This window comes from Micromonospora sp. NPDC047557, assembly GCF_043205095.1.
GTDB lineage: Bacteria > Actinomycetota > Actinomycetes > Mycobacteriales > Micromonosporaceae > Micromonospora.
Map to the genome: position 1 here is coordinate 117,708 of NZ_JBIDDK010000006.1, position 17,363 is coordinate 135,070.

The following is a 17,363-nucleotide window of genomic DNA, read 5'->3' on the forward strand; positions in this document are numbered from 1 at the left end:
TTCTCACCCATCCCCGCCGTCAGGCCGGATCCAGCTCGAGCAGTGGCTGGTCGTACTCCACCGGCTGGCCGTCCTCGACGAGGATCGCGGCCACCCGCCCGGCCCGGTCGGCGGTCACCTCGTTCATCAGCTTCATCGCCTCGACGATCGCGACCGGCTGCCCGGGGCGGACCAGGTCACCCACCGCGACGAACGGCTTCGCGCCGGGCTCCGACGCGCGGTAGAACGTGCCGACGATCGGCGCCCGGACCGCCGCGCGCCCGGGGACCGGCGGCCGGATCAGCGCGGCCGGCGGGCCGGGCACGCCCGCGCCCGCCGACGGCGTGGCGCCGGCCGGCGGCAGTGCCCGGGGTACGTCCGGCCGGGCGGCCGCCTCGTCCGGGTGCCACTGGACATCCAGCACCGTCGTCCCGCTGCGCAACCGGATCCGACGCAGCGGACCGGGGAGTTCGGCGAGCAGGTGTTGCGCCTGTCGACGCAGCCCGACCAGCACCTCCTCGCCGTGCGCGTCGGTCCTCGGTTGCCCGTCCGCCGGCTGACGTCCGTCCGGGCGGACACCGTCGCGGGCGTCGGCCGGCTCGGGGCCGCTCTGCGCCGCGCTTGGGCTCTCGGCGTCGGCGCGGCCCTCGGTGTCGGTGCGGCCGTCGGCGTCGGTTTGGCCCTCGGCGTCCGGCCGGCCGTTCGGGCCGTCCACCGTGGAGACCGTGGGCGCGGCGGTCATCGGGCACCCGCCCGGGCACCGGCGCGCGGGGCGCCGAACCGGCGGAACCGCTGCCGCCGCAGGCGGACCAGCATGGCGGGCGGCACGTCCAGCAGCGGCAGCAGGTTCGCCAGCAGCGCTGCCCGCAGCCGTCGGGCGGTCTCCGCGGGGTCGTCGTGGGCGGCCGTCGCCGGTTCGGGGACGATCTCGTCGACGACGCCGAGGCGACACAGGTCGGGTGCGGTCAGCCGGAGCGCGCGGGCGGCCTGCGGCGCGGCGGAGCGGTCCGGCCAGAGGATGGCGGCGCAGCCCTCCGGGCTGATCACCGAATAGACGGCGTGTTGGAGCATCAGCACCCGGTCGGCGACGGCGAGGGCCAGCGCGCCACCGCTTCCGCCCTCACCGGTGATCACCGCGAGGACGGGGGTGGGCAGGACGGTGAGGGTGAGGATGTTCTCCGCGATGGCGGCCGCCTGGCCCTGCTCCTCGGCGCTGATCCCCGGGTCGGCGCCGGGGGTGTCGACGAGAGTGACCACCGGCAGGCCGAGGCGGGCGGCGAGACGCATCAGTCGCAGCGCCTTGCGGTGCCCGGCGGGGCTGGCCATCCCGAAGTTGCGGGCGACAAGGTCGGCGGTGGTGTGCCCCTTCTGGTGGCCGATGACCATGACGTGCCGGCCGGCCAGCCGGGCGATACCGCCGACGATGGCGGGGCAGTCCCCGCCGAGCCGGTCGCCGTGCAGCTCGACGAACCCGTCGAAGACCGAGTCGAGATAGTCCAGGGTGGTGGGTCGACCCGGGTGACGGGCCGTGCGCACGGTGTCCCACGCGTCGCGTACCGCAGGTGTCGGACCGTCGTCGGCCGGCCGCTCCCCGACCGGGCGGTGGCCGTCGGCCTCCGCCGGCGGGACCGGCGGGGCCGCGCCGGCCAGGCGCTCGTGGTGTCGCGCCGGCTCCTGACGGGGTACGGGCGCACGCGCCGGACGGCCGGCGCGGGCCGCGGCCAGCAGCGCCGCCAGTCGACCCCGCAGCGACCGGCGCTGCACCACCATGTCCACCTGACCGTGGCGCAGCAGGAAGTCGGCGGTCTGGAACCCCTCCGGCAGCGCCCGGCCGGTGACCTGGCGGATCACCCGTGGTCCGGCGAAACCCATCCGGGCGCCACTCTCGGCGAGCACCAGGTCGGTGTTGGTGGCGAACGATGCCGCCACTCCTCCATAGGTCGGGTCGGTGAGCACGCTGACGGTGAGCAGACCCGCCTCGCGCAGCGCGGCGATGGCCTGGCTGACCGTGGCCATCTGCATCAGCGACAGGGCGCCCTCCTGCATCCGTGCCCCACCGGACGCGGTGACCAGGATGAGCGGCACGCGGTCGTCCAGCGCCCGCTCGGCGGTTCGGGTGATGAGCTCACCCACCGCGCAGCCGAGGCTGCCGCCGAGGAAGCGGAAGTCCATCACGGCCAGAGCGGCCGGCTGTCCGCCGATGGTGGCGGTCCCGCAGAGGACCGCCTCGGCCAGGCCGGTGCTGGCCCGCGCGGCGCTGAGCCGGTGCGGGTACGGCAACACGTCGACGAAGTCGAGCGGGTCCGCCTCGGGCAGCCGGTCGGGCAGGAGGCGCAGGGACCCCGGGTCCACGAGCTGCCGGAGTCGTTCCGGGGCGCCGAGCCGGGTGTGCTCACCGCACTCCGGGCAGACGTCCAGGTTGCGTCGCAGCCGCTTGCGGTAGAGCAGGCTCGCACAGCCGGCGCAGCGGGACCAGAGTTGCTCCGCGTGCCCGGCGGGGGCGGTCACGAGCGCCCCCCAGCGTCCGGGGCGTCGAACCGGTAGAAGCAGTGCGCCATCGCGTCGCGCGGCGAGCGCCAGGTCGGCAGGTACGGCGAGACGTACGGCCGCAGCCGGTCGCTGACCCGGACGAACTCGGGGTGACCACGGGCGGCCTCCACTGCCTCCTGCGCCGGATGCTCGGTGTCGAGCAGGTGCACGTAGAGGTCGTGCAATCGGTACAGCGAGCGGTGCCGGACGCCGACCAGGCGCGGCAGCTCGGTCGCGTCCGACTCGGCGAAGATGTCGGCGACCTGTTCCTCGGCGGTCGGTACGACCTTCGCGACGATCAGCGATCGGTCCATGGCTGGGCCTCCCCCCAACGGCGTCCGGGCCGGCCGGTGAACCTCCGGACGCGCTGGACGACTGTCGCCACGATGCGGCAGTCGTCGTCACGAAGGCGTCACCGCAGCGGCCCGACCGGCAACGCGGCACGGTGACGCTGCGTTGACGCAACCTGTGTATGACCTATGCGTTCCATGTGTGCGACCCCGGTCCGAGAGAATGATGTCTTAGCAGTTCAGAACCAATCTCACGGTTGGGCACAGCTGAGCGAAGGCCAACATCGACGTTGACTCACTGTGACCACTATTGATAATCTTCACAATGGTCGACCCGGCGGCTCCGGCGGGCGGTGCCGCGCCTTCGCAGCCGTGGTCGCATTCGGTCGACGGGGTCGACGGCGAGGCGGCAGCCGATCCGGAACACAGCAGACAGTCGAGACGAGCGTTCCGCAGGGGGTGCCGCCGTGGCCGCTGAGCCGTCCGTGCCGACCGCCGCAGGTCCCGGCGAGGCCGACCTCGCACTGCACCTGCTCGGCGGTTTCCGGCTCCTGCACGCCACCGTGCACATCGTGGTGCCGCGCGGTCTGCAACGGGTGATCGCGCTGATCGGGCTGCGTCCCGGCGCGACCCGCAGCCAGCTCGCCGGGCTGCTCTGGCCCGACGTGTCGGAGGAGCGGGCGCTGTCGTCGCTGCGTACCGCGCTGTGGCGGCTGCGGCAGGACCCGTGCTGCCCGATGGTCGTGGCCGGCGACACGGTCCGACTGGCACCGGCGGTACGGCTCGACGTGGACGACCTCGTGCAGACGGCCGCCCGCGTCCGCAACGGCGACGACCCGCGGACCACCGCCGGGGCGCTCGCCGCCGGCCGGCACGACCTGCTGCCCGGCTGGTACGACGACTGGGTGCTGTTGGACCGGGAACGGCTGCGACAACTGCGCCTGCACATGCTGGAGCAGGTGGCCGCGCAGCACCTCGCGGCGGGGCGGCACGGCGAGGCGCTGGAGGCCGCGTTGGAGGCGATGGCCGCCGAGCCGCTGCGTGAGACGCCACACCGGCTGGTGGTACGCATCCATCTCGCCGAGGGCAACGCCTTCGAGGCCGTGCACGCCTTCTACGTCTACCGTGACCTGTTGCGCCGGGAGCTACGCCTGGAGCCCAGCCCGGCGATGAGCGCCCTGCTCGACGACACGCTCGCCCCGATCCGGGCGGCCACCCGCCCCGCGCCCGTCGGTCGGGAGACCGCCGCCTGGCCGTCACCGGCCGGGCGACGCACGTGACGGTGAAATGACACACCCTGCGGCACGGTGGGCGCAACGAGCACGTGAGCACCGGCCCACGGGCCGGGATCGGCCACCGGCGGAAGGGTCCACATGAGTCGTCTACTGATCGTCAGCCGGATCATCCCGGGCGCGGAGGGGCGGGTCGCCCAGATCTTCGCCGAGTCCGACGCCACCGAACTGCCCCGTCTGACCGGCGTCACGCACCGGTCCCTGTACTGCCTGCACGACGTGTTCGTGCACCTCATCGAGACCTCGGACGTCGACCCGGGCGCCCTCGCCGCCGCCGGCAACCACCCGCTCTTCCAGCAGGTCAACGAACGGCTCGCCGCCCACACCTCGCCGTACCTGTCGACCTCGCGCTCCCCCCAGGACGCCATCGCCGACTGCTTCTACCGCTGGGACGCGGCCGACGCGGCGGCGCCCCACCCGGCCGCCTGACATGTCCACCGCCCGCCGCACGTCCTGATCATCGGCGCCGGCACCGGCGGGCTGTGCCTCGCGCACGGGCTGCGCCGCGCCGGGACCAGCGTCGCCGTCTACGAACGCCACCACCACCGCGCCGAAGGGCTGCTCGGTTACCGGGTGGGCATCGACCCCACCGCCAGCCGGGCGCTGCGCGAGTGCCTGCCGCCGAAACTGTTCGCCACGTTCCTGGCCACCTGCGCCCGACCGCCGAGCTACTTCAACGTCGTCACCCAACGGCTGCGCCAGACCGCCTCGCTCGAGTTGCGGCCGGCCGTCGACCCGGTGCGCACCGAACACTCGGTGGTGGGCCGGCTCGCGTTGCTCGGCGCGCGCGGCTATTTCGGAGTGACCAGTCGGGTGCCCCCGCTGCGGCGCCGCTTCATCGACGACTTCCACACCTACGCCGGCGACGAGGACTGAGCGCGGCACCACCGACCCGGGCACGGCGACACGGCGCCGACCCGGGTCGCTGCATGTGTGCGGTCACCCCGGGGCCCGGCCCTGGTCGTCGCGCGGAACGCCGCCGAACGGTGCACGGAACCCGCCGGTTCCGTCCTGCCGTGGCTGCGACGCTGCGTCACCCGTCAGGCACCGCGCGAGGTGACCGTCCCAACCATGGTGCCGACGACCGGTCCTCTCTGTCGTCGGCAGAGCGCGTGTGCAAAGCTGCGGCGAGTTTTTTTCGTGACTTTTTCGACGAGCAGAGAGGGAGGTTCGCCGTGGAGTGGTCTATCGGACACTCGCTGATAGTGGTACTGGCGTTGTTGCTGGGCCTGGCCGCCGGATGGTTGCTGCGCGGCCGGCAGGACACGCGGGCCAGCGGGCAGGGTCAGTCGATCGTGGACGGTGACCCCGTCGCCGGCCTGGCCGTGATCGACGCGCCGGTGCCGCCGGCCGCCACCGACGAGGCCTCCCCGGCGGCGGCCGTGGACGCTCCCCCGGCCGCGGTCACCGAGGAGCCGACCCCGGTGGACACGGTCAGCGCACCGGCTGCGGTGACCACGCGGGACGACTCCGACCCGGACGCCGTCGACACGGGCGACATGGCCCTCACCGACGCCCCGCCGCCCGTCCCCGCCACCGAACGGACCGACGCGGTCGACGAACCGCCCGCGTTCGCGGCGGAACCGGAGCCGGTCGCGGTCGACGAGCAGCCCGCCCCGGCGACGGTGATCGCCCCGCGGCAGCCGATGGACGACAGCATCGACACCCTGCCGTCCGAGGCGTCCCACGCCGAGGCGACCCCGGCGGAGGTCGCGCAGGCGGAGACCAGCCCGGCGGAGACCACCGAGGCCGAGGCCACGCAGGCGGAGGCCACGCAGGCCGAGACCACGGACGCCGAGGTCACCCCGGCCGAGGCGACGCCGGCGGTTGCGGCGGGCGCGACCTCGGCGGACGTCGAGGACGCCGAGCCGGTGCGGGCCGCCCCGCCGGTCCGGATGGCCGACACCACGCCGACGCAGGCGGACACCGAACCGACGGGCCCGGCGGACGACTTCCGCCGGATCCAGGGGGTCGGGCCGAAGATGGCGGCCGCGTTGCAGGCGGCCGGCGTACGCACCTACCGCCAGCTCGGCGAGCTGGACGAGCCGGCGCTGCGCGACCTGATCCGGGCCGCGGGCCTTCGTCCGGCGCCCGCGTTGGCCACCTGGCCCCAGCAGGCGCGGGTGCTGGCCGGCGCCGGCGACCAGGCGACCGCGGTGTTGCCGGGCGGCAGCCAGGGCTGAGTGCCGACAGCGAACCCCCGGGCGTCCGTCTTCCCGACGGTCGACCCGGGGGTTCCGTCGTTGTGGCGGTGCAGTCGGGCCGAGTCGATCAACCGCTTCCCCGGTCGGGGGACGACCAGGCGAATCCGGACTGACGCGTCCGGCCGCTGGCTAGCGTCGGTCGAGGTGGGCCGGATGGCTCGCCGCGTCCACCGGCACCGCAGGAGCGATAGTGCACCTCCCCGCGCCGGAGCCCGGGCACCGCAGGACCCGACCGCCGGTGCGCGACCCGGATTCCCCCCGCCGGGTGACGCTGCTCGAACTCTTCTTCGACCTGGTGTACGTGGTCGCGCTCGCCCTCATCTCGCGGGGCATGGTCAACCAGCTCGACTGGCGCAGCGCCGGTCAGACGCTGATCCTGCTGGCCGCCGTCTGGTGGACGTGGGCGATCACCACCCTCGTCACCGACCTGTACGACCCGGAACGCACCGAGATCAAGCTCCTGATCAGCGCCGTGATGTTCGGCGCCCTGTTGATGACCACCGCGATCCCGGAGGCGTTCGGCGCACGGGGAATCGTCTTCGCCGCCACGTACGTGGCCATCCATCTCGGGCGCGGGCTGTTCCTGATGCCGGCCGTGCGCCGGGAACCGCAGACCCAGCGCAGGGCCGTGCGCATCTTCGTCTGGTTCACCGTGTCGGCGATCCCCTGGATCATCGGCGGGTTCGTCAGCGGCGACGCCCGGCTCGCGTGCTGGGCCATCGCGCTCGCCATCGACTACGGCGGCTTCCGGCTCGCGTACCCGGTGCCCGGGTTGGGGGTGGTGCCGGAGCCGCAGCGCAACGTCACAGCCGAGCACCTCTCCGAGCGGTACCAGCAGTTCTTCATCATCGCCCTCGGCGACGCCATCCTGACCATCGGCACCATGTTCAACCTGGCCCACTCCGAGGCGCAGAACATCGCGTCGTTCGCCGTGGCGTTCGCGACCACCCTGCTTCTCTGGCGGATCTACGTCCACAAGTCCGGCCAGCTGCTGCCGACGGCGATCAAGATGTCCGGAGCGCCGGGCAAGTTCCTGTTCACCGCGCCGTACACCCACCTGCTGATGATCTCCGGAGTGGTGGTCACGGCCTCCGGGTTCGACCTGGTGCTGCACGACGACCCCGGCCGTACGCCGCCGGCCTGGGTGGCGGTGATCCTCGGCGGTCCGGCGCTGTTCCTGGTCGGCCGGTCCTCATTCGAGTACGAGGTGTTCAGCCGGGTGTCGCCGTCGCGGGCCGGCGGCCTCCTGGCGCTGCTGACGATCGCGCCGGCGGCGATGTACCTGCCGCCGCTGTGCGCCTCCCTCGGCGCCCTGCTGGTGTTGGCCGGCGTCGCGTACGCCGACTATCGCCGCAGTCGCGGCAAACCGCCGGAGTCCCCCGCCCCGCCGCACTGACCCCCGGCCAGCACCGGCAGGCCGATCCGGTGGTGGCTCACACCAGCGCTTCCGCGTACCCCCGGACCTGCAACCGTCGCCCGGCGGTGCTGCCGAGGCGCACCTGGAGGCCCAGCGGAGCGGCGGCCCGGCGTACGTCGTCCAGGTGCAGCGAACCGTGCCGGTCCACGGTCAGCACCGGCGGCTCCTCCAGCTCGCACTCCGGCGCGTGGAAGGAAAGCAGGGTCACCGATGTGGTGAGGTAGCCGGGGTAGGCGGCGCGGGCGGCCGCCTCGTCCGGGTGGGCGAGCACCACCAGGTCGTCGAGGTGGGCGAAGTCGGCGGCAAGAGCGCCGGCCTTCCAGTGTGCCGGCTCCTCGACCACCCCGGTGTGGTGTCGGGACCGGTTCGCCGACGTGATGTAGAGGTGATCGGTGCCGGTCTCGGCGAGCGCCCGCTCGAAGAACGTGTTGGACGGGCAGGTCAGACCGGGAGCGATGACCTGGGTGGTACGCAGGCCGTGGTCGAGCTGGGTGAGGTGTTCGGGCAGCCGGTCGACGGCGGGGCCCCGGAAGCCGAACGGCCCGGCGCCGTAGAGGGCGTCCATCAGCGCCCGCACCCGGCCGATCGGCAACCGGGGCGAGATCCGGGACCAGTCGAACATTCCCGGGATCCGCCCGATGGCGGTGGTGATGCTGCCGACCTGGTGGACCGGGCGGCCCTTGGCCAGGTTGACCCGGCGGACGGTGGTCGCGTCCGGCCGGGTGACGATCGCGTAGAAGTTGGCGAACGCCGCCGCGACGACCGCGCCGCCGGCGAGCGCGCGGGCCGCGACCGCGACGTCCTCGGGGCGGTCGATGGACAGAAACGGGGTCGGCGCGTTCATGGGTCCTCCTCGGCGGGGCCGTGAGGCAGTTCTACGTCCGGTCGCCCGTACCGCGGCCGAGTCGGTCGGCGATCCGATAGCCGACCGTCGGGACGCGATGCGGGCGGCCGATGCCGACGCGGTACCGACGGCGGACGGCATCGGCCGGACGGAGGATCCGGCGTAGGTGCCGGACGCCCACCGTTAGCCGCGCGACCCGATTGGGTACAACGCCTGCACCTCAGATCCACCACATTCCTTCAGGAGGCAGCGATGCGCGGCACCTCGATACTCGGAGTCATCGTCGTGATCTGGCTGGTGATCGGCGCCATTGCCGGCGGTCAGCGGGGCTACTACAGCGGCGACGACACCAACTGCGCCGAGGCCGGCACGATCCTGGTCACGATCGTGGCCGGACCGCTGAACTACATCGGGGCCAACCCCAAGGTCGACTGCAAGCTGCCCGAGCCGTCCAAGTAGGACGAACACGACCCACCGGCCCGCGCCCGTCCAGGGCGCGGGCCGTTTGCTGCCCGGGTTGAGGGGCGCGGTGCGCGCCCCGGACGGCACCGTCACACCGCGCGGACAGCACCGTCACACCGCCCGGACAGCACCGTCACACCGCGCAGCGCGTCCTAGGAGGCTGGTTCGGACGCGTGGGCGGCGTTTGTCGTTCCCGAGGGCGGGAACGACCGGCGTCAGCGGGCGGACGGAATCGGGAGCGTGCCATGCAGATCGGCTACAAGCTGGCGTCGGAGGGCTTCGGGCCGCAGGAGATCATCCGGCAGGCCGTCCGGGCCGAGCAGGCCGGTTTCGACTTCGTCGAGATGAGCGATCACTTCCACCCCTGGCTGGACGCGCAGGGCCACTCGTCCTTCACCTGGAGCGTGCTCGGCGCGATCGCGGCGCGAACCACCACGCTGCGCCTGGCCACCGGCGTCACCTGCCCGACCGTGCGCTACCACCCGGCGATCATCGCGCAGGCCGCGGCGACCATGGCGCTGATCTCCGACGGACGCTTCACCCTCGGCGTCGGGGCCGGCGAACGGCTCAATGAACACGTCGTGGGGCAGGGCTTTCCCAGCGTGCGAGGGCGGCACGAACGGCTGCGTGAGGCGCTGGAGATCATCCGGCTGCTCTGGCAGGGTGGCTACCAGTCGTACGAGGGGCGACACCTGCACCTGGAGGACGCCCAGGTCTTCGACCTGCCGGACACCCCGCCGGTGATCGCGGTCGCGGCGAGCGGAGAGGCATCGGCCCGGCTCGCCGCCGAACTGGGCGACGGGCTGTTCGCCACCGATCCGGACGCCTCGATCGTCGAGCACTACCGGCGTGCCGGCGGATCGGGCCCCCGCTACGCCGAAGTGCCCCTGGCCTGGGCCACCGACGAGCAACAGGCGGTGCAAGCGGTGTTGCGGACCAGCCGGTGGCTGGTCACCGGCTGGAAGGTGATGAGCGAGCTGCCGAACCCGGTCAACTTCGACGCGGCCAGCGCACACGTGGAGGAGAAGCACATCCGCGAGCTCTTCGCCGTCGGCCCCGATCCCGAGCCGCACGTGGCGAAGGTCCGGTCGTACGTCGACGCCGGCTTCGACCACGTCGTTCTGCAGAACGCCGGCGGCGACCCCGACGGCTTCCTCGACTTCTTCGCCGCCGACCTCGCCGGCCGGCTGCGCGCCGACCACCAAAGGTCACCATAAAACCGCAATACGGACAGGAAGGTGGGGAGGTGGATAGGGCTGCCATTCATCTTCAACGACCGCAGACGGTGCGCGCTCACCCGCCGACGTGGATGCCGGGCCGACGCAGCGGGTCCGGCTCGGTACGGCGAAGGATCTCCCGTACCACCGGCGGGGTGTCCCCCTGGCCGAGGATCAGGTAGCGCAGCAGGTGCGCGATCGGGCTGCCCTCCGACCACTCGAAGTGCGCGTGCGGGCGTACCCCGGTGGCGTCGCGCAGCGCCAGCAGGATCGCGGCGATCGCGTTCGGCGCGGCCGGGCTGCTGGCCCGCAGCACCCGGAAGCCGGCCACCTCGACGCCGTGCACCCGCAGCACCTGGCTGAACCCCGACGGATCCACCACGTCGATCTCCAGGAACAGCACGTCCGCAGCCCCGGGCACCGGGTTCATGCTCCGCTGCGCCCGCTCCTTGATCGTGTACTCCTTCGCCGAGCCGCTCTGCCGCTTGTTCGCGATGAGGTGCAACTGCCCGTCATGAGCCAGCGAATCGGCGACGAACCGGCGGGCCGGCTCGTCGAACTCGATCCGCTCGGCGCGCAGCTCCGTCGTTCGGGTGACGCGGGAGATCAGCGACACCACGATGATGCCGAGAATGAACAGCGCCGAGATGGTGATCCCGTCCGGTTGCTCGACGACGTTCTCCAGCAGCGCGTACAGCAGCACCAGGGTCAGCACCGTGAAGCCGATGCCGGCGGCGCGCTGGCCGTGCCGGACCGCGGAAATGGTCACCGCCACCGCGCCCGAGACCATCATCGCCAGGATGCCTGTGGCGTACGCCCCGGCCTGGGCGTTGACGTCGGCCCGGAAGGCGATCGTGATGGCGACGCTGACCACGGTGTAGACGATCACCACCGGCCGTACCGCGCGTGCCCACTCCGGGGCCATGCCGTACGAGGGCAGGTAGCGGGGCACGATGTTGATCAGGCCGGCCATGGCCGACGCGCCGGCGAACCAGAGGATGAGCACGCTGCTCACGTCGTAGACGGTGCCGAAACCCTCGCCGAGATAGGTGTGCGCCAGGAAGGCCAGCGCCCGACCGTTCGCGGGGCCGCCCGGGCGGAACTCGGCGGCGGGAATGAGCGCGGTGGTCACGAAGGTCGTCGAGATCAGGTACACCGACATGATCAGCGCGGCGGTGGTGAGCAGCCGGCGGGTATTGCGGATCCGGGCGGCCAGCCGGGCCTCCCGGTCCGGGCCGTCGGCCGACACCAGCGGCATCATGCTGACGCCGGTCTCGAAGCCGGACAGCCCCAGCACCAGCAGCGGGAACGCCAGCACGGCCGTGATCAGGACGTGACCCGCCCCGCCGCCCGCGGTCAGCGCGGTGGTCCAGTCCGACACGATGGCGGGGTTCTCGACGATCCGGGTCACCGCGACCACCACGATCACCGCGTTGAGGACGAGGAAGACCGCCACCAGCGGGATGGCCACCACGACGGCCTCGCGGAAGCCGAGCAGGAACACGCCGCCGAGGACGAGCAGCAGCGCCACGGTGACCAGCACCGGCACCACCGGGCCATGCAGGGCGTCCGGCAGGTACGGGTTCTCCAGCAGGTGCACGGTGGCGTCGGCCGAGGACAGGGTGATCGTGATGATCCACGAGGTGGCCACGAACCCGAGGAGCACGAGCACGAAGATCTTCCCCCGCCAGAACGGCAGCAGCCGTTCCAGCATCGCGACCGAGCCCTGCCCGTGCGGGCTCTCCTGGGCCACCCGGCGGTACATGGGCAGCATGCCGAACAGTGTCAGCGCGACGATCAGCATGGTCGCCAGCGGGGACAGCGCACCAGCGGCCACCGCCGCGATGCCCGGCAGGTAGGACAGGGTGGAGAAGTAGTCCACGCCGGTTAGGCACATCACCTGCCACCAGGGGTGCCGGCGGCTCTGCCCCTCTTCGGCCTCCGGGCCGGGCGGCTGCACCTGGTGCTGGAAGAGCCACCGGCGCAGCGGGCTGGCCGGCGGCGCCGACCGGGCCGGGCTGTCGACCCGCTCGGGCACAACGACACCCCGCCGGCCGCCGGAGTGCGGGCGGGCCGGGTCGCGGGCGGCGCGCAGGGCCGGATCCGGTCCCGTCGGCGTATGGCGTCGTCCGTTCCAGCGTCGCGGTCTCGCCCGGTGCTCGTCAGCCATCGCCCGTCCCACCCTCGCAGGTCCTGATCCGACGGTAGGTGGTGCCCGGCGGTCCGACCGGCGGAACCGGGTACGCGGATGGCCTGCTCAGGGCAGGTCCTCATCCGGCGAGCAGCCGAGCGAGGGCCGGCGGGTCGGTGACGGTGACGGTGGCCGCCGGATGCCGGGGCCAGCCGCCGGGCGCCAGGGCCGGCACCGGTACGCCGAAGCGCAGGCAGACCCCGCCCGCCGTGCTGCTGCCGAAGCTCACGCCGCCGTCGACCAGCGACAGGTGCGGGCCGATCACCCGCCACCAGCGGTACGGGCCGCCCACCTCGGCGCCGAGCACGTTGTCCCGGCCGGTGCGCAGCCGCCACGGCCCGTACCGGATCAGGAGGTCCTGGTCGGTGACGGCGACCCAGGCCGTCGCCGGCCGCACGCCCAGCAGCGCCAACGGCGGACGGAACGCCGGGTCGAAGCGGAAGGGAAACCGGGCCGGAGTGGCGGTCATCGCGCACCGGGACGGGCGGCGGGTCGCGGTACCGGGCCGCCCGGCCGCAGCGGACCGGGCCGAGCGGGGCGGGGTCGGGCGGCGGGCCGGCGGCGGGCCAGGACGGTCATGGCGCGGGCGTACCCCGTACGAGCCGACCGACACCCCCGGCCGGCGCCCCGTTGACGACCGAGCACACCGCCGCCGGTCCAGCCCTCCACCACAGTGCGGTGGCCCGTACCCCCCGCGTGGCCGCTGGGCCGGCCGGCGGCCCGTCCCGTCGCCGCCGACCGGCGCAGCGAGCCCGGCCCGCACCGGCTCCCCCGCCGCCGGCCGGCACCCCCCGGGCCGGCCGACGACGGCAGACGGTCGACACCCCCCGAGTCGACCGGCTGACTCCCCGCCGCCGCCGGTGGACACCGGTCGACCTGCGGGTGGTGGAGCTGGTGGGGCGGACGCGCCCCCGCGCTCCGCCGCCCCCACGGGCGGAGCGCGGGGACCCCCCGTCCCGGCTACTGCAGGAACGCCCCGAGGGGCGAGAGCAGCAACCGGCCGAGCGCCGCGGCGTTGTCGTCCAACCGCGTGCGCTCACACTCGCGGGCGTCCGGATCGTGCCGGCACCGCCAGATCTTCTGCGCGTTGCGCCAGGCGACATCGCGGGTGTACTCGACCAGTTCCCCCTGGTACCAGTCGTCGATGTCGCCGTTGAGCATGTCGATGAGCAGCTGCCACTGCTCCAGATAGCCTCGGCGCAGGCCGGGGATCTTGTCCGCGAAGATGTTGTTGATTTCCAGGTAGTCGTGGTGCTGGTCGGTGCCGTCGACCGGCTCCGACTCCAGGTGGTCGAACGTCGTCACCAACGCGAACGGCAGATCGAAGTTGATGTGCGCGTTCACACCTGCCGCCGCCGACGGCAACGGGCGGGCGTCCGGCCCGCGCATCCGCGAGAACAGGCACGACCACGCCTTCGGCGTGCCGGGGCTGGAGTCGGTCCACAGCCGCAGGGCGTCGAAGTAGCGGGCCGCGAACTCGACGTCCAGCCGGGAGAGGAACACCGGGTCGACGAAACGGTCGTCGTACAGACCGTCCAGCACGCTGCTGGTGATCGTCAGGTAGAGCTTGTTGAAGTCGGCGAGCGGGCAGCTCGCCTCCAGCGGCGGCAGCCGCACCAGCATGTCCTGGAGCTTGGTGAGGTGATCGACCACCGCTGGCACGTCCGCCGGATGGTCGGCCAGCAGGTCGACGATGTCCCGGTGCACGGGCCCCCAGACGGGTTCGGTCATCTCTCCTCCATTGTGGTCGTGACGCCCCCGTGACGCCGTCGACGGGGCTCAGCCTCTCAGCCGAGGGCCGTCGCCGGGATCAGTAGAACGACGTATCCCGGCGCGCACACGCGCCGGGATACGTACCGGTGCTCGTCAGCCGCGGGAGTTGCGCAGCATGATCGCGCTGGCCTGGACGCGGGTGCGGACCTGGAGTTTGTCGAAGATGTGCGACACGTGCACACCGATGGTCCGCTCGCTGATGAACAGCCGCTGCCCGATCTCCTTGTTGGTCAACCCCTCGGCGACGAGCGCGAGCACCTCCCGCTCGCGCGCGGTGAGAGCAGCCAACTCGTCGCCGACCGGCTCGGCCGACGCGGCGGCGCGCGCGCCGTCGGCGTCGCGCTCCTCCAGCGACACCCGGGCCCGCCCCGCCAACTCCCGGATCTCCGAGGTCAACGGCACCGCGCCCAACCCCTGCGCCACCCGGTACGCCTCCCGCAGCAGCTTGCCCGCGGTGGCCACCCGACTGCGCCGGGCGAGCAGAGCCTCCGCCTGCCGCAGCCGGGAGTACGCCGCCGGATAGGGGTGGTTACGACGGTCCCACTCGGCGACCGAGGTAGCCCACAGCTCCGGGTCGCTGCCGTCGAGGCGGCTCACCTCGGCGGCGCACAGGGCCAGGAAGCCCTCCACCACCGAGCGCACCGGTCGGGCCGCTCCGGCGCTCGTGCGGGCCATCCGTTCGGCGACGTCCCGCAGCCGGCGTACGGCCGTCGGGTCCACGTCCACGGTGCGGCTGGCGTGCGCCTCCGCCTCGGCGCGCAGCCCGTGCCAGACCAGGGCGGACAGGATCATCACGTCGTCGGAGCGGCTCTCGGTGAGGCCGCGCTGGACCGCCAGCCGCGCCACGTCGTGCCGGCCCTCCCACATCGCCAACCCGGACCGCAGGGTGAGCAGCGGGATGACGTGGCGCGCCCCACCGCCGGCGAGCAGGGTCGCCACCGCGTCGAGGTCCCGACCCGCGGCCTCGATGTCGCCGTAGCCCACCGAGAGCCGGCAGCGGGCGAGCAGCAACTCGACGGCGTCCGCGCCGGACGGTCGCTGCCGCAGGGCCACGGCCACCACCTTCTCCGCCTCGGCCCACTGGCCCACCCGGAACAGCCCGTTGATGGCGATGGCCAGCAGTCGGGTGCCCCAGGTGCGGCCCAGCCCGAGCTCGGCCACCCGCTCGGCGCCCCGCCGTGCCACCACCACGCCCTCTTCGAGGATGTTCAGCGGCCCGGTCAGCAGCTCCGCCAGGTGCAGGTAGGCGCAGGCCACGTCCTCGGGCTGGCCGGCGCGCTCGGCGGTGTCGAGGGCGTCGCGCATGACCGCCAGACCGGCGTCCGGGTCTTCCAGAAAGGCGTCGCTGAAGCCCAGCGCCGAGCTGGCCAGCACGACCTCGGTGGCGGAACCCTCCGCGTTCTCGGCCAGCGCCAGCGCCTCCCGCGCCCGCTCGCCGGCGTCGGCGTAGCGGCCCAGGTGCAGCAACAGCTCGGCCAGCCGCGCGGCGGCGGCGGCCCGGTCTCGCGGTGAGCAGTCCGCCGCCTCCAGCGCCCGCTCGTACTCCTCCTCGGCGAGCGCCGAGCGCCCCGCGGCGGCCAGGTACCGTGCCCGGCGGATGTGCAGCGCGCAGCTCGGAGCGCCACCCTGTACGGCGGCCAACTCCTCCAGCAGGGCCAACGCGCGGGCGTGCTCCCCACAGTGGTGGGCCGCCTCGGCGGCGTTGCCGAGCAGCTCGATCCGGTCCACCTCCAGCGAGCCGGAGTCGCCGGCCAGGTGCAACGCCGCCGTCCAGTGGCGGTGCGCCTCGGCGTAACCGTGCAGCCGCTCGGCCTCCTGCGCGGCGGCCACCGCCGCCGGCAACGCCCGCGCCGGCTCGCCGGCCAGCCGCCAGTGATGCGCCAGCCGGGCCTGGTGCAGCTCGCCGGGCGCCGCGGTCAGCGCCTCGGCGTAGCGGCGGTGCAGCCCGGAGCGTTCGGCCGGCAGCAGCTCGTGCGCCAGCACCTCGGCGACGAGGCGGTGCCGCAGCCGGTAGCCGTCGTCGGCGCCGACCAGCAGCCGGTGCGCGACCGCGGCGCGTGCGGCGTCGATCAGCTCGTCCTCGGGCAGCCGCAACACCTCGGCCAACAGCCAGTGCTGCACGGGCTCGACGCCCGCCGCCACCGCGTGCACCACGGCGTGCGCGTGCTGCGGCAGCGCGTCGACCCGGTCGAGGAAGATCTCGCGCAGCGTCTCGGACAGCCCGTCCCGCCCGTCGCGCAGGTCGCGGGCCAACTCCTCGATGACGAACGGGTTGCCGCCGCTGCGCTGCCACACCTGCTCGGCCGCGTCGGGCGGAAGCGCCCGGCCGACCACCGCGGCGGCGAGCTGCTCGGTGCCGGCGCGGTCCAGCGGGGACAGGTCGAGCACCCGGACCGTCCGCAGCCGGCGCAGCTCGGTGAGCACCCGGCGCAGCGGGTGCGCGCCCTGCAACGATTCGGCCCGCACCGCGGCCAGCACCGAGAGCTGGAGGTCACCGAGACCGGCCAGCAGATAGAGCAGGAGCTGGCGGGTGCTGCGGTCGACCCACTGGAGGTCGTCGAGGATCAGCACCAGCGGTCGCCCCTCGGCGATCAGGTGCAGGCCCCGGGAGACGCGTTCCAGCAGGGCGCCAGCGCCGTCCGGGCCGCCCGTCTCGTCGGCGAACATCTGCAACAGCCCGCGCACCGCCGAGGAGGTGCGCGCCTGCGCCGCGGACAGGTCCGCGTCGAAACGCCGCAGCGCCTGCAGCAACGGGTGCAGCGGCGAGGCGTCGCCGATGTCCAGGCAACTGCCGGTCAGCACCAATGCGCCCTGGTCGCGCAATCGGGCACCGATCTCACCGAGGAGGCGGGTCTTGCCCACACCGCTCTCACCGGTGAGGAAGACGGCGGCCGTCTGCCCCTGTGCCACGTCACCAAGCAGCGCCGACCGAACCGTCTGCACCAGCTCGGCCCGGCCGACGAGCGGTGCGGTGTCCACATCGCTGGCCATGGGACGCAGCCTAATCACACGCCCCCGTACCGTTCTACGGCCATGTGCCGCTTGTGGTACTCCTCGCGTCGACATTGCGACTAATGGTTGCGGGTGGCCGACATACGTCGTTCTGCCGATCCCCCGTCGGCCCAGGAATGCCAATCTCCGAGGGTCGTCAGCCATCAGCGGGGG

At 73.3% G+C, this 17,363-nt stretch carries 14 protein-coding genes and 1 pseudogene; 7 read left to right on the plus strand and 8 right to left on the minus strand.

Going from position 1 to position 17,363, the window contains the following annotated elements; genetic code table 11:
* Window positions 1–19 precede the first annotated feature (19 nt).
* The 3 genes from ACGGAQ_RS16905 to ACGGAQ_RS16915 are packed head-to-tail and all read right to left on the minus strand — an operon-like array spanning window position 20 to window position 2,822.
* A complete protein-coding gene (locus ACGGAQ_RS16905) occupies window positions 20–721 on the minus strand; it encodes an acetyl-CoA carboxylase biotin carboxyl carrier protein (protein WP_393049928.1) in 702 nt (233 codons plus the stop codon).
* Complete coding sequence (locus ACGGAQ_RS16910) at window positions 718–2,487, minus strand: acetyl-CoA carboxylase carboxyltransferase subunit alpha (RefSeq protein ID WP_393049930.1); 1,770 nt, start codon at window positions 2,485–2,487, stop codon at window positions 718–720. The genes ACGGAQ_RS16905 and ACGGAQ_RS16910 overlap by 4 nt, the downstream gene beginning before the upstream one ends.
* Window positions 2,484–2,822 (minus strand): TcmI family type II polyketide cyclase, encoded by a 339-nt coding sequence (locus ACGGAQ_RS16915; protein ID WP_354862797.1) that lies wholly within the window; start codon window positions 2,820–2,822, stop codon window positions 2,484–2,486. The genes ACGGAQ_RS16910 and ACGGAQ_RS16915 overlap by 4 nt, the downstream gene beginning before the upstream one ends.
* 443 nt (window positions 2,823–3,265) lie before the next feature.
* Here ACGGAQ_RS16915 and ACGGAQ_RS16920 point away from each other — a divergent pair, with 443 nt between their 5' ends.
* The 5 genes and pseudogenes from ACGGAQ_RS16920 to ACGGAQ_RS16940 all read left to right on the plus strand — a co-directional run bounded on the left by ACGGAQ_RS16920 (window position 3,266) and on the right by ACGGAQ_RS16940 (window position 7,690).
* Window positions 3,266–4,078, plus strand: a complete 813-nt coding sequence (locus tag ACGGAQ_RS16920; protein ID WP_393049933.1) for a BTAD domain-containing putative transcriptional regulator — start codon at window positions 3,266–3,268, stop codon at window positions 4,076–4,078.
* 93 nt (window positions 4,079–4,171) lie between these two features.
* On the plus strand, window positions 4,172–4,519 hold the full coding sequence (locus ACGGAQ_RS16925) for a TcmI family type II polyketide cyclase (protein WP_393049936.1): 348 nt from the start codon (window positions 4,172–4,174) through the stop codon (window positions 4,517–4,519).
* 24 nt (window positions 4,520–4,543) lie between these two features.
* Window positions 4,544–4,849 (plus strand): annotated as a pseudogene (locus ACGGAQ_RS16930) (NAD(P)-binding protein); the annotation flags it as partial.
* 416 nt (window positions 4,850–5,265) lie between these two features.
* Window positions 5,266–6,273 (plus strand): hypothetical protein, encoded by a 1,008-nt coding sequence (locus tag ACGGAQ_RS16935; protein WP_393049939.1) that lies wholly within the window; start codon window positions 5,266–5,268, stop codon window positions 6,271–6,273.
* A gap of 211 nt (window positions 6,274–6,484) precedes the next feature.
* Window positions 6,485–7,690, plus strand: coding sequence for a low temperature requirement protein A (locus ACGGAQ_RS16940; RefSeq protein WP_393049942.1), 1,206 nt, complete (start codon window positions 6,485–6,487; stop codon window positions 7,688–7,690).
* A gap of 37 nt (window positions 7,691–7,727) precedes the next feature.
* On the opposite strand, the gene ACGGAQ_RS16945 is transcribed toward ACGGAQ_RS16940, so the two are convergent.
* On the minus strand, window positions 7,728–8,555 hold the full coding sequence (locus ACGGAQ_RS16945) for a hypothetical protein (RefSeq protein WP_393049944.1): 828 nt from the start codon (window positions 8,553–8,555) through the stop codon (window positions 7,728–7,730).
* Between the two features lie 252 nt (window positions 8,556–8,807).
* On the opposite strand from ACGGAQ_RS16945, the gene ACGGAQ_RS16950 reads away from it, so the two are divergent.
* A complete protein-coding gene (locus ACGGAQ_RS16950; protein ID WP_007460667.1) occupies window positions 8,808–9,014 on the plus strand; it encodes a hypothetical protein in 207 nt (68 codons plus the stop codon).
* Between the two features lie 248 nt (window positions 9,015–9,262).
* Entirely contained in the window at window positions 9,263–10,234 is a 972-nt protein-coding gene (locus ACGGAQ_RS16955; RefSeq protein WP_393049948.1) for a TIGR03557 family F420-dependent LLM class oxidoreductase, read from the plus strand.
* 76 nt (window positions 10,235–10,310) lie between these two features.
* On the opposite strand, the gene ACGGAQ_RS16960 is transcribed toward ACGGAQ_RS16955, so the two are convergent.
* The 4 genes from ACGGAQ_RS16960 to ACGGAQ_RS16975 form a co-directional block, all read right to left on the minus strand.
* Window positions 10,311–12,404 (minus strand): amino acid transporter, encoded by a 2,094-nt coding sequence (locus tag ACGGAQ_RS16960; protein WP_393049951.1) that lies wholly within the window; start codon window positions 12,402–12,404, stop codon window positions 10,311–10,313.
* A 100-nt stretch (window positions 12,405–12,504) separates the two neighbouring features.
* Entirely contained in the window at window positions 12,505–12,894 is a 390-nt protein-coding gene (locus ACGGAQ_RS16965; protein WP_393049953.1) for a hypothetical protein, read from the minus strand.
* Between the two features lie 491 nt (window positions 12,895–13,385).
* On the minus strand, window positions 13,386–14,156 hold the full coding sequence (locus tag ACGGAQ_RS16970; protein WP_393049955.1) for a DUF5995 family protein: 771 nt from the start codon (window positions 14,154–14,156) through the stop codon (window positions 13,386–13,388).
* Between the two features lie 135 nt (window positions 14,157–14,291).
* Window positions 14,292–17,189 carry an AAA family ATPase gene (locus ACGGAQ_RS16975; RefSeq protein WP_393049958.1) on the minus strand — a complete coding sequence of 966 codons (2,898 nt, stop codon included), beginning with the start codon at window positions 17,187–17,189 and terminating at the stop codon, window positions 14,292–14,294.
* Between the last annotated feature and the right edge of the window lie 174 nt (window positions 17,190–17,363).